12 protein-coding genes are annotated in these 12,108 nt (G+C 42.1%); 9 read left to right on the forward strand and 3 right to left on the reverse strand.

Features of this window, described 5'->3' with window-relative positions; all coding sequences use genetic code 11:
- Nucleotides 1-94: 94 nt before the first annotated feature.
- Nucleotides 95-1,165 (reverse strand): tyrosine-type recombinase/integrase, encoded by a 1,071-nt coding sequence (locus tag McpAg1_RS04580; protein ID WP_338094115.1) that lies wholly within the window; start codon nt 1,163-1,165, stop codon nt 95-97.
- 619 nt (nt 1,166-1,784) lie between these two features.
- Here McpAg1_RS04580 and McpAg1_RS04585 point away from each other — a divergent pair.
- Genes McpAg1_RS04585 through McpAg1_RS04625 form a run of 9 tightly spaced genes read left to right on the forward strand, consistent with a single transcriptional unit; the run spans nt 1,785 to nt 7,789 of the window.
- The gene (locus McpAg1_RS04585; protein WP_338094116.1) at nt 1,785-2,060 is read left to right on the forward strand and encodes a hypothetical protein; all 276 of its coding nucleotides are present in this window, start codon (nt 1,785-1,787) and stop codon (nt 2,058-2,060) included.
- Between the two features lie 21 nt (nt 2,061-2,081).
- Entirely contained in the window at nt 2,082-2,627 is a 546-nt protein-coding gene (locus McpAg1_RS04590) for a hypothetical protein (RefSeq protein WP_338094117.1), read from the forward strand.
- 17 nt (nt 2,628-2,644) lie between these two features.
- On the forward strand, nt 2,645-3,757 hold the full coding sequence (locus tag McpAg1_RS04595) for a double zinc ribbon domain-containing protein (protein WP_338094118.1): 1,113 nt from the start codon (nt 2,645-2,647) through the stop codon (nt 3,755-3,757).
- A 14-nt stretch (nt 3,758-3,771) separates the two neighbouring features.
- Nucleotides 3,772-4,068 carry a hypothetical protein gene (locus McpAg1_RS04600; RefSeq protein ID WP_338094119.1) on the forward strand — a complete coding sequence of 99 codons (297 nt, stop codon included), beginning with the start codon at nt 3,772-3,774 and terminating at the stop codon, nt 4,066-4,068.
- 42 nt (nt 4,069-4,110) lie between these two features.
- Complete coding sequence (locus McpAg1_RS04605; RefSeq protein ID WP_338094120.1) at nt 4,111-4,995, forward strand: hypothetical protein; 885 nt, start codon at nt 4,111-4,113, stop codon at nt 4,993-4,995.
- Nucleotides 4,992-6,077 (forward strand): hypothetical protein, encoded by a 1,086-nt coding sequence (locus tag McpAg1_RS04610; RefSeq protein ID WP_338094121.1) that lies wholly within the window; start codon nt 4,992-4,994, stop codon nt 6,075-6,077. The genes McpAg1_RS04605 and McpAg1_RS04610 overlap by 4 nt, the downstream gene beginning before the upstream one ends.
- Nucleotides 6,078-6,692 (forward strand): hypothetical protein, encoded by a 615-nt coding sequence (locus McpAg1_RS04615; RefSeq protein ID WP_338094122.1) that lies wholly within the window; start codon nt 6,078-6,080, stop codon nt 6,690-6,692.
- Nucleotides 6,693-6,709: 17 nt separating this feature from the next.
- The gene (locus McpAg1_RS04620) at nt 6,710-7,189 is read left to right on the forward strand and encodes a hypothetical protein (protein ID WP_338094123.1); all 480 of its coding nucleotides are present in this window, start codon (nt 6,710-6,712) and stop codon (nt 7,187-7,189) included.
- A gap of 24 nt (nt 7,190-7,213) precedes the next feature.
- On the forward strand, nt 7,214-7,789 hold the full coding sequence (locus McpAg1_RS04625) for a hypothetical protein (RefSeq protein WP_338094124.1): 576 nt from the start codon (nt 7,214-7,216) through the stop codon (nt 7,787-7,789).
- 6 nt (nt 7,790-7,795) lie between these two features.
- Here McpAg1_RS04625 and McpAg1_RS04630 read toward each other — a convergent pair whose 3' ends face one another.
- On the reverse strand, nt 7,796-9,832 hold the full coding sequence (locus tag McpAg1_RS04630) for an ATP-dependent DNA helicase (protein ID WP_338094125.1): 2,037 nt from the start codon (nt 9,830-9,832) through the stop codon (nt 7,796-7,798).
- Nucleotides 9,833-9,908: 76 nt separating this feature from the next.
- On the reverse strand, nt 9,909-12,032 hold the full coding sequence (locus tag McpAg1_RS04635) for an ATP-dependent nuclease (protein ID WP_338094126.1): 2,124 nt from the start codon (nt 12,030-12,032) through the stop codon (nt 9,909-9,911).
- Nucleotides 12,033-12,108: the final 76 nt, after the last annotated feature.

Consider the following 12,108-nt stretch of genomic DNA (forward strand, 5'->3'; position numbering starts at 1 on the left):
CTCTTTATGATTTTTCGCCAGAGATGTACTTCTGTGGTGAAAAAATATGACAAGGACCTAATCGAGGGAGGCGAAGGTTTTGACATCCGGTGTTTCATTCTTCGGGGAGGAGGGATTCATTCGATATCCGGGTTCGTAAGAGCTGGTACTCGGTCCGGATCTGTTTGAGTTGATTGGTTATCCGCTGCATTTCTTCATGGATGTCCGTGATCTGATCTGAGGTAGTTTCCCCAGTGTTTTCACCGATGGTGAGCCGCATTTCCGCTTTCCGGTACTCCTCCTGCATGTCTCTTTTGCTTAAGCGGCGATAGGAGCCGGAGAGGTAACCGGTGTGTCCGGCAAGTTCTTCGGCAACTTCTGCAGAGGCGGCGAGTTTGAACTCGGTGAGGAAGAATTTGCGGAACGAATGAAAGTGAATAAGGGAGCGGCGGGTTTGCGGGTCGATACGATATGTGCCGGATGCCTGAAGGAGTCTGTTCAGTTTTGCGGTTTCATTGGTAACAGAGTAGGGAAAAATGCGGTTATCGGCAGCCGGTTCTTTGCCTTTCAGCATATGGGGACCATTGCGCACAAATATCCATTCCCGCAGGGCAACTGCTGCTTCTTTGCTGATGAATACAGTACGGGAGGTTTCGTTTTTGGTGATGTGGGAAGGGATGTAGATTTCTTCAGGAGATGCAGTCAGGTTGATGTCATCGAAGGTTATCCGGAGAATTTCTCCAATCCGCATTCCGGAAGATGCGGCGATGAGTATTTCGGCACGCTGGCGGACGTCGGCATGAACAAGAATCGTACGGATAATCTCGCGGGTGAGTTCTGCCTCTCTGGTGATGGGCCGGTTTTTCGGGCGAATTTTTTTGAGTCTGCGAAGCTGCGCCTCATCAGAAGCAAGTCCGCATTCCCGGAGATACAGCAGAGTTACCTGAAAGTAGAGATTGATGGTTTTGGGAGAGAGGTTATGGTTCTTGCACTTTTCTGGAAACAACTGCAGGTCATGCATGATGTTTCTGCCGGAAAAGAGGTAGATGTTCCACAGTTCGTCAAGATTCTCCTTTGTTACTGAGAGTCCCAGAGTTATCCGGAGATAACTGCACAAAGCAGATGTGTAGGCCTGTCTTGTCGATTTTTTCGTACAGTACTGAAGAAATTCGGATATTGCTGGCATGCAAAAAATAGGGTATGACATTACGTGAAGATATGGACGGGAAAACAGACTTGTTTTGAGGTAAGATTAAGCTGCCGAAGTAACGAAAGAGGTGGAAACATCAGCAGCCATTTTATCGATGTCTATGGTTACGACATCTTTGGGGTGAGAAGATTTTCCGGATGAGACTGATTGGTATTCTACAGCATCATCCTTCAGTAATCTATCTCCAGAACTCCCCTATAATTAATACTTATTAATTTCGATATCGTGGGTTTTGTATTGGAGTTAATCTGTTATTTCGTATGAAAAACTGCCACATATTTATACCACATTCATTAAACAGAGCATATTCGACGGAATTTGTTATCTTCACTAATTCGGACTTTTAGGAAAACATATCATTAATATCCATACCGCATAGTTTTTTATATTTTAATAAGTATTAATAAAACAACCAATACTTGTATGGTATTTGGAATAAAATCATATTTCTCCTGCCCTATGGGAGATACGATGAAAATTTGTCCGGAAAGGGCGCCTGATTTCCAAAACCCTGACGGTGGTGATCTCAATGTATCAATTTAATGATGATACAAGATTCCATCTGGGATGGCTGTCAGCTCTTCTTCTTTTAGGTGTGGCTATAATTCTGGGCTATCTTGGGCTTGCCCCCATTCTTTGCCTGGGTATATTTTCCCTTGGACTTGGACTTGTATTGATCGTTCTCGCCTTTTTTGTCGGTACTGTTGAGATGGTGCTGGCGGGTTTTGGCGTCCTGATTGCTGTAATTGGAGCAACAGCTATTATTACCACATTTACTCATGCAGCACTTATTCTGGTTCTTACCGGTATTCTCATTGTTGCCGCAATTGTGGGAATCATCAGTCTGCTTGTTATCAGGAGGCCAACGTAAAACATATTTTGAGGTGAATATATGGTTGATTTACGAGAAAAAATTGAAGAGGAACGCGGACTGCACAAAAAAATTCAGCTCGCCTTCCCTGGCTATCGTGGTTATCGTCTGGAAGAAGATGCCCGCGCATCTGATCTCGAACTGAGAAAACAACTCGGAAAAAAGATTGAATCAGATGTTATCGCCGTTCTGCAGGAAACTCAGGCAGCATTACTCGCTGACGGGGAGTTTATGTCCGCTGGAGAGGTAAAAGATGCAGTTGATCCGGTCAGACGAATACAAATTGGAGTAACCCGACTTCAGACCGGCGGATTCAGTTTCGGTGTTATGAACAATTTCTACATGACACCTGAACGAATCAATGCCCTGTATGATTACGACTGGTCGATGATTGAAACTGTCATTCATCTGGAAGAAACCGCACAAAACATCTCGAGTGACGCTGCAGCTGGTGATCTTTCCCGACTGAAGAGTTACCTCAAAGAGATCCGTGAAGAAGTACAGCTTTTTGAGAAAACTTCCCGGGAACGAATGGATACCATTCAGGGAAAAAAGGTGTTTGAGTGACGCAGGAGAGGTGAAGTATGGGATTATTTGGATTGAGTAAAAATGCCTATGTGTGGGATGACATTGACAAACCGGTTACGGTCGTAAAAAAAGTCAGGCCAAGAAACGGGAAGTTCAATATCAATGATGATATCATCATTGGCCCGACTGAAGCAGCGATCATCGTCTATAATGGTGCAGTCAAGCAGGTCTGTACCGGACAGCAACGAATTACCCTAAACAGTGACAACGTCGGTATTATCAAAGCAATCACCGGAGCAGTCAGTCAGATTGATGTGTACTGGGTCAATACCCAGCGGTTTATGGACAAGTACGGCGGTTCAGCCCAGATCAGAGATCCGACGATCGATGATGACGACGCCTTTGTCGATATTCATGTACACTACTCCTACTCGTTCAAGGTAAATTCCGAGGAGATCTCGCTACAGCTCTTATTTGATGCATTTGGTTTCAATGCAGACATTTCCAAAAGAGAAATAGTGGAGCGGCTGAACAAAGACACCGAACTACAGATCGGCACGGTTCTTGCAACGGAACTGGAGCGGGTGGATGAAAACGGGAAACGGGTAATGTCAGTCTTTTCCATCAAACGGGAAAGTATCAAACTGGCAAACGCATTCTCCGCCGCATCGGACAAATCCTGTATGGAACGGTATGGAATCCACATTGTTGACATCAACAACTTCGAAGCCAAACCTGACAAAGAGTACGAGGAGATGAACCGTGCCAACGTTACTGCCGGCTCCTTTGCGTCACGCGGCAGCAACCAGTATGCCAAAGCCAATGTCGGCGGTATTCAGATGCAGCAGATGCTCAATCAGAACAAAGTTCTGGAGGGAATGGCCGCAGGAGCCGCAACAGGAAACAGTGGAAGTGGGGGAATTGATGCTATGGGAACCATGATGGCAATGTCCATGATGAACCAGATGCAGCAGCAACAGCAGATGCAGTCAGGTTTCCCAATGGGGCAACCTACGGAGAAGTGCAGCAATTGCGGCGGAAACCTGCTTTTCGGAGCAAAATTCTGCCCGACATGTGGTACATCAACTGTTCGAACATGTTCTTCCTGCAGTAAGGAAGTTCCTGCAAATGTGGCATTCTGCCCGTACTGCGGGGAAAAATTAACTTAAGGAGGTAAAATACAATGCCAATTATTAAATCAGATTCATTCTCCGGAGGTTCATCCGGAAGCAGCCCATCAGGAGGATATCGGCATAAAAGTCCGTTTCTGGCCCTCATTCTGTCGTTCTTTATCGTCGGTCTTGGTCAGGTGTACAATGGACAGATTCTCAAAGGAATCGGATATTTTATTACCGGGGTTATTCTCGCTCTCCTGGGTCTGGTGACCCTCGGACTCTTGTTCTTCCTCCCGCTGATCTGGTGGATCTGGAACATGTATGATGCATATCACACAGCTGTTAGAATCAACGGTGGATACTAAGCGAAAAGATGTTCCTGTGAGTAATAAACGGAGACAAAAAACATGCAAATAGATTGTCCCAAGTGCAGAAACACCTTCGAGTTTACCCATGCAGCAGATCAGTTTACCTGTCCTTACTGCGGAACGATCACCAGTCTGAACAAAGCAGATACCCTGTATCTGTACACCATGCCTTTTACGATCACCGATCAGCGGGCAAATGATGTGTTCAAAAAATGGGCAGCATCATCGGATAAAATTCATGATCTTCTGGTAAAATGTACCGACAAACAATGGAACAAGTATTATCTTCCTGTCGGAAAAATTGTTCGTATTCTGGATGGAATGGAACAGGTATCCATTTTTTCTCTCAGTGAGAACAATCCCGTAAATCAGGATCTTCACATTGATACAATCCCTCCCGGAGAACTTCTCTTCTACGAAGGAGGAATTCTGGATGCTCAGGCCATTATGCCGGATAGAGACATGAATGTTCTGCTGACCGAGTACATGGGCAAACCCAAAGAACAGGCTGTGATATTTGTACCGGTATATCATCTTCAGTACAAATACGGTGGAACTCCCTACTCTCTGCTTATCAACGGAGTGACAGGTACAGTTTATACCGATGCCTTTCCTAAAGCCACGGACAATATTTACCGTGAGTGTACAAAAAAATATCTCTATATAGGGATAGTATGCGGAGTTATCGCAGGGATTATAGGTTTATTCCAGAATACTATCTTTAGTTATGTGAATGGTTGGATGAATATGTCATACCTTCTGGGCGTGAATCCTTGGTTTGCACTGCGAAACATTGTATCCTTGATTATATTCTTAGGATCCATCATTGGTGTGATCTACTTCTCCCATCGTGATGGTTCGGTTCTTCTTGATGAGTTGGAAAAGAATCGTTCCTATGAGGAAACCACGGAGACTGAAGCATGAATGCCGATGTAGTCCGGTCAGCATCAACCGATATGAACAGCAACGTTGAAGGATATTTCTGTACAAACTGCGGTTCGAAACTGGTACTGAACGAGAAAGAGCCTGTTGTGTATTGTGAAAGCTGTCACAAAGCCTATGTTTCTACGAATTTTTATGGATTAGAAAAGTATGTTGCCAGAGCAAAAATTCTGGAGAAAGATGCATGGGATAGAGTAAACCAATGGTTCAAAGAAGGAGGAGCACGGGATCTGGCAACCTCTGCGGAACTTGCCAGTGTCAAAACCATGTATCTCCCGTTTTGGAAAACCAAGACAGAAACACGGACAGTTGTCTGCGGATACAATGTGTACAAAGACAATAAAGGAAACCAGAGATACGAGTTCCTTAAACGCATGTACAAAAAGAACTATGTATGGGACGATATTGCCTGTGATGGTTCTGAATACGGAGTCCAGACCTATGACATATCAGTCCCTGTAGTCCCATTGTTTGAGATTCAGGAACAAATTTCCCTTGTACCGGTAACCATATCCGAATCTGATGCAAAGAAGGCCAGTACAGATGCAGTTATTGATACCGCACAGGATGATGCAGGTGCCGGGATAAGCAACGTAACGTTTCTCAGAATATTTCCCAAGTTAAAGGACTTCAAACTGATATACCTGCCGTATGTTGTTGTCCGTTACAAGTATCACGGACGTGAGTACTCGGTTGTCCTTAATGGTCGTACCGGAAATGTTGATGCCGGTACAAAACCAGGGGACAAAGGACAACAGGCCACAAACTTCAGTATCTGTTTCGGTATTGGAAGTACACTGATCGGTGCAGGAATTGGTATCCTCGCAGCTGAACTGATTACGATGATATGGTGGTATTCGATGTTGGATGACTATTTATTATTCCTTCTTATGTCCGATAGCCAACTTCTCCTTGGGTTTATCCTAACAGCGGTAATGGCAGTTATTCTGATATGGATTGGTCGCAGCCTTCACAAGAAGAGTCTCCACATCCTCCAGTACGGATCAGAGATCACCACCGGCAATCAGAAAACCGAATCAAAAACATCCAGTGAGGTGAGATAAATGGCATTAAAAGCACTTTCCTGCCCGGAATGCGGACATGAGATAACAGGGGAAACAGGTTTTGGTGTGGTACTGGAGTGTCCCAACAATCATTATGTAGGCGTCTCCCGCGATACACATGACGTGTACTCTGTCCCAACCCAGCTGGTAAAACCCAGTGGGCTTGATCCCAAGAAGGGAAGACTGATATTTCTTCCATTCTGGGGATTTAACGTATTCATCAATGTACGTGATCGGAAGATTCAGGGAGGCGGACTTTGGAGACTGTTTTCCGGACAGAAACTCCTAAGCGGCGATTGTGCGATGTACGTCTGTGCCGCACAACTCCCGGATGACGACGTGGATGAACTCAGCAAACACTACTCTCTCAACAATCCTCCGGGCTCCTCCAACCTGGAGGATAGTTATCGGGATGATTTTGAAAAACTTCCTGTCTTTATCGATGAGAACACCGCATTCCAGCATGCCGAGTTCATTTTCCTCAAAAATGAGTTCGACGTCTCAGGAACATTGCAGTGGATAGACTACACCTTTGAATTCAAAGAGTTCGGTCTTGTTTATCTGCCGTTCTACATGGACACCAAGCGAAAAGACACCTACCATCAGATCATCTAAAAGGGTTATACATTATTATGCAGATCGATGGAAAAAGCGTTGCTGTTGCCGCAACATGTATCCTTCTCGGACTTTGTTGCGGTGTTCTCCTCACCCTCGTCCTTGTGCCTTGGGGTGCGGAAAATCATGCAACCTTCGATTTTTTGGAACAGAAAAGCACTCTTGAACCTGTGATAGGAACATGGTTTGGTTCCACCTCTTTTGCCGGAATTTTTACTCTTCAATCAACCCTCGTTTTTTATGATGATCAGTCCGGCAATGTGGTGTATGAACTCAGTTCTCCTTTGATATCTGTACAGAAAACCGGTTTTGACTTCACTTGGGAAAAAGCGGATGAACAAACTTACACTGCAAAAAATTCGGTTTTTGTCATGCCGTACTCCCTTTCGGACGGAAAACATACACTGAAGACCATCCTCAATCCTTCAATCATCGGAATGTCAGATCTGGATGTTCTTTCCATTGATCTCCGATATGTAAAACAGAATGCCGGATAGAGGAAAGGATATCTTTTCTGTAAAATGTCGAAACCAATGGGCACTCCCGAAGAAGATCTCAGGATTCTTCGGGAGATACTCGTTCCTGAGATGATTCTTGAACCGGACACCGGCACCGACGGCAAGCCCCGTCTGAAACTCACCGATCCTGACAACCCGAACACCTGTGTCACGATCACGGGCCTGCTTCCGCATACGATCGCCGTAAAACCCGATGTTGCATCATGTACAGGCAGGTGTTTTCAAAGCAGCAGGGGTGAGGCAAGACGTTCGGACTACATTCTTATCTGTGCCGGAGAGAAGGAGAGATGGGTGGTCTTCATTGAACTGAAGGGGTCCATGAAGTATGCGTCCCTGCATGGGATTGCAAGCCAGCTGCTTGGTTCACGCTGTTTTTTTGAGTATGTACGGTTTACCGGCAGGGTATTTTGGGAGTGTCCGGATTTTCTGAGTGCGTATGCGGAGCGGTATGTGGTGTTTCCCCGTTCGTCAAGGAAAGGGGATGGGGGTATTGATGCGGGGTGTATGGAGGCTCTCGGGGTGATTGAGGTACGGAGGATAGGGGAGAGGATGGGGGTGCGGTTTCGGAGGATGGTGTGAAAAGGGTCAGTGTTTATTATTTACATTCCATTCTTCGATCTTATTTGGCAGTGAATCTACCGTACAGCTCATTATCTCATTTTGAATCCATTTCGGAAGATTTTTCTTAATATATCTCTGTAAATATCGTCCATCTCCTAGTATGAGCAGCCCGCGATCATTTTCAGTTCTGAGAACACGGCCGAGTGCCTGAAGTGCTTTGTTCACTGCTGGTAGATTATAAGCGATAAAACTACCATCCTCAATCCCATATTTTATAGAATATTGATCATTTATGAATATTTGACTTGCTGAATATACGGACAGTGGAAGCCCAATGACGAGTGCAGCCACAAGCAATTCACCCTTGAAATCCAATCCTTCACTCCATTTACCCCCGCAGACACCAAAAAGAATTCCAGATTTACCACGTTCTGGAAGTTTCATAAACTTCTTAATCTGTCGGTCCGCTTCATCTGAATCTCGAGGTTCCTGAAACAGGATTTTTTTATTTATTGATGATCCCAACTTCCTTTTATAATAATTCATCTGATCATAGGACGTAAAATATACAGCCACATTGCCAGGATATTCTATCAATATTCGAATATACTTCAGGATGTTCTCAACATTTTCCGGTTCAGATCGTCGATTCAGCTTTGAACTAATATCAGAGCCACAGAGAATCAACCTATTTTGTGGAGGAAAAATATTTGGTACTGTAAAAGACTTAACGTCCAGATCATTAAAATAATATTTTTTATAAAGATGAATTGGCGACAGAGTACCGCTTGCGAGAACTACCGATTGAAATTTCTGAACAAAATTTTGTATAAACTCTCCCGGATTGATGTACTTAATATGAAGAGAGGGTTTATCCTCGTTCTTTGATAGATAAAACAGGTATTCTCTGTTGTTTTGAATCTGGGCAAGTTTCGAAACGAAAGAATGTATCGTGTCAAGTACCGAATTTTCATCATCAAGCCCAATGATGAGATCAGAGATATTTTGAAGAAGAACTCCAGGATTTTTCCAGTCAGAATTCGTGACTAAATTCTGCAAAATGCTTTCAGGATCAAGTATCATTTCCTGTTCGGTTATTGGTACGGGCGTTTTTAAGAGAGCACGTAATCGATTTAGAAGATGCATTGTAGCAGAAAGATCGAATTTATCTTTGTTTACACCTTTACGCAGCATCTCCATTTCTTCCTCTGCTTTATTTATAGTTATCTCTGAAAGAGTATTTTTTAGGATGGACTGTACTGTTTCCCCAAGATTATGTGCTTCGTCCAGCAACAGCAGAACATGATCCGGCTCGGTGATAAGATTTTTGAATAGGGCATTTTGTATGTCAGTTCGGAAAAGATAGTGATAATTGACAATAAGAACATCTGCCTTTGGAGCAGCTTGCCACAGGACAGCATGAGGACAAAAACTACCGGAAAATTCCATGATGTCCACAGGATCGACGCGATGGGTAAGTAATTCATTACATTTGCCTATCATTGATTGTACGGGTTTTTTTGTGCTATATTCATCAGACCAGTCCTCTGTATCTGCTGAATAGTCGTAACTGTTAAGATAATATTGACAAATGGTAGGAGATTCCGAATCCTCTCTCTTTAAAATTTCTTTGAGGAGAGTACTTTTAAGGGGATTTATACCCGGATCCTGATCAAGTATCTGATTCAGAAGAGTAAGAGTATGTCGTCGAAGTTTTTGACATTTTTTGTAAATGTTTCCAGATGCTGTGGTAGCATAGGGACACAGTTTTGATTTACCAATGAGATAACTATAGGTAAGATCACTCTGCTTGTTTTGACGAATTTGTTCCAGTTCATTAATGAATATTTTAAGTTGTGAATTTGTACGAACTGCCACAATAATTTTATTCCTATTACGCTCAGCTAAAAATGGAATAACAATACTGGATTTTCCAGTGCCTGTAGGTGCATCAACCATCAGAATACCCTGTTCTTGTATCGTTTCAGATACGACTCTAAGCATCTCTTCCTGATGAGGACGATAGGATTCATAGGGAAAATAGTCTGATATTGCAGGCATTGAATGATAGTTATTCTTTCAAGAATATATACTGATAACCACGCACAGTGAAAGTGCATTTTGTTTGAAAAATATTTTATGTTGGATTTTTACAATCATCTATTGTCTGCTTTATGACCAATGCATATTCAGTGACATCAAGATAGTCAGCAATAGTATTTCCCTCTTCAAATAGATTATCATAGACTGCATCCGCAATTCCTATTGCTTTTATCTCTTTTCCTTTTCCTGTAAGAATAGCCAATCCTGCGGGTGTATAATAATCTTCAAGTTCTCCTTTTCTTAGGATGTAGATATGTTCTTGCTGAAATAATGCATCCAGAATATCTTCTAGAGAGTCACTAAATTTATCCTCACCAAGTGATCGAAGAAGACTCAGTGACATTTTCTGTTTTAGGTGCTTTTGTTTGAGGTACTCCCAAATATTTTTGAGGTCATCGCCTACCTCACCGGTAAGGCATGCTGTTTCTATAGCATCGCAGAAGGCTTTTGCATCAAGACTCTGGGAATTCGATACAGATCTTTTGAGAGAACCACAATTTTGAGGTAATTTGCTAGAAATTGTTGATATTTTTGAAGACAATGCGTTGAGAAGATCACTCCTATCGTACACTTTGCTTTCCGTACTCGGTAAATATAATGTTGCATCATCGGATTTCAGAGATAATAACTCTTTTCCACCATGTAAATAGTCGAAATCTGCAATTACATAATATCTTATCCCGAGTTGAGTTAGTAACCAGATATATACAGAGAAATTGCTTTTCCCACCCACATTAATCACAGATATATTATATTTATCCAATGGATTCTCAGGATATCCACTTTCTTTTTCCAGATCCGCAATTAGTGGTAAAAGATACTCCTCGCCGCCCTCGACAAGAATTACAGCATCAGCAAAGAATAATTCTGAGGATTTAGAATTTATGATCTTCTCCAACTTTTGGTTATATTGTTTGTAATCACCTTCATTAGGAACACCAACAATGATTGATTCTCCCGTTTTTGGATCTTTTCTAACTACTTGGATATTCTCAACAGGAGTATTTTTCAAAAATTCAGTAGAATGTGTGGTGAGAATTATCTGATTATCAGGTTTGCCTCTATCATCGCCATGGATAAAATCATCAAGAGAAGATGACAAAGAACGTCTTGCGTGAGGATGCAAATAACATTCAGGCTCCTCGATTGCCAACAATGATCCTGATTTGTGGATCATTTTACAGTAATGGGCAAATAATGAGATGATAACTGTACTCTGTGTACCAGTACCCTTATGATCTAATGTTGTTTCAAATCCACAATCATCAACGTAAATAGAGGCTGTTCTGTACATTTCATTAGTATGCTTTGTCATCAACTGAAAATTGACGGATGTGGCATTGATAGTATTACAGACCTGGGAGGTAATCCCATTAATACACGGAGAGAAAATTTCATTTGCTTTTTCTCTGACACTGTGATTCAGTTCTTCTAATTCATGCCGAAGAGTATCATCGCTGGAATACCAACGCTCTTTTAACATTTTAGAGTACCAGGAATAATTATTTATTTTCAAATTAGAATAGGGACTCCGCACAGCCGGAATAATCACGCTGGTAATTAGAGCGTCTCTCAGATATTTATTAACACCATAGATAAAATCATAGGAATTATCTTTTTTGATAACAATTCCATAGTTGTTTAAAAATTCATCCTCATTATGTTGAACATGTAAAAAGATAGAGATAGAATCAGCTGAATATAATAGAGGTGAAATGAGATCAGCTTTTTTCCAATTTACAGATATACCAGGATATTCTCTTCCATCATAATAGAGATATCTCTCATCAATATCTCCAGAATCATTTATAATCGGCACATCAACAAATGTGTAAAAAACTATATTTCGAGTATATTTCAATAACTCACCCTCGTTAAATGCGGATGCCCGTACTTCCCCATGTTTCAACTCTACGACGACAGTGAACGAGTCAGCATACTGAATGTTCCCAGTGTCATCTTTTTCCGCATGAAAATCATCTTTTTGAAAGGTCAGATATGTGGGATATTTTTCTCCAATGACCAAATCAATTGCCTTAATTATATTACTCTTACCAGAGTTGTTTTTTCCTACAATAACATTCTTACCTTCATGAAAATTCAAATCCATTGATTTAATACTGCGAAAATTCCTGATCTGCACTTTGTTAATATACATACCAATCTCCAAAATTACTTATTAATCCCACGACAATCACACTGACATTCAGTTTGACATATACTTTTTTTATAAT

This window comes from Methanorbis furvi (genome assembly GCF_032714615.1).
In the GTDB taxonomy this organism is placed as follows: domain Archaea; phylum Halobacteriota; class Methanomicrobia; order Methanomicrobiales; family Methanocorpusculaceae; genus Methanocorpusculum; species Methanocorpusculum furvi.

What these genes read in the sequence shown, in the direction of transcription:
- McpAg1_RS04630 (WP_338094125.1), bottom strand. Translation starts at nt 9,832, where the DNA reads ATGCCTGCAATATCAGACTATTTTCCCTATGAATCCTATCGTCCTCAT.
- McpAg1_RS04635 (WP_338094126.1), bottom strand. Translation starts at nt 12,032, where the DNA reads ATGTATATTAACAAAGTGCAGATCAGGAATTTTCGCAGTATTAAATCA.
- McpAg1_RS04610 (WP_338094121.1), top strand. Translation starts at nt 4,992, where the DNA reads ATGAATGCCGATGTAGTCCGGTCAGCATCAACCGATATGAACAGCAAC.
- McpAg1_RS04590 (WP_338094117.1), top strand. Translation starts at nt 2,082, where the DNA reads ATGGTTGATTTACGAGAAAAAATTGAAGAGGAACGCGGACTGCACAAA.
- McpAg1_RS04595 (WP_338094118.1), top strand. Translation starts at nt 2,645, where the DNA reads ATGGGATTATTTGGATTGAGTAAAAATGCCTATGTGTGGGATGACATT.
- McpAg1_RS04580 (WP_338094115.1), bottom strand. Translation starts at nt 1,165, where the DNA reads ATGCCAGCAATATCCGAATTTCTTCAGTACTGTACGAAAAAATCGACA.
- McpAg1_RS04615 (WP_338094122.1), top strand. Translation starts at nt 6,078, where the DNA reads ATGGCATTAAAAGCACTTTCCTGCCCGGAATGCGGACATGAGATAACA.
- McpAg1_RS04605 (WP_338094120.1), top strand. Translation starts at nt 4,111, where the DNA reads ATGCAAATAGATTGTCCCAAGTGCAGAAACACCTTCGAGTTTACCCAT.
- McpAg1_RS04600 (WP_338094119.1), top strand. Translation starts at nt 3,772, where the DNA reads ATGCCAATTATTAAATCAGATTCATTCTCCGGAGGTTCATCCGGAAGC.
- McpAg1_RS04620 (WP_338094123.1), top strand. Translation starts at nt 6,710, where the DNA reads ATGCAGATCGATGGAAAAAGCGTTGCTGTTGCCGCAACATGTATCCTT.
- McpAg1_RS04625 (WP_338094124.1), top strand. Translation starts at nt 7,214, where the DNA reads ATGTCGAAACCAATGGGCACTCCCGAAGAAGATCTCAGGATTCTTCGG.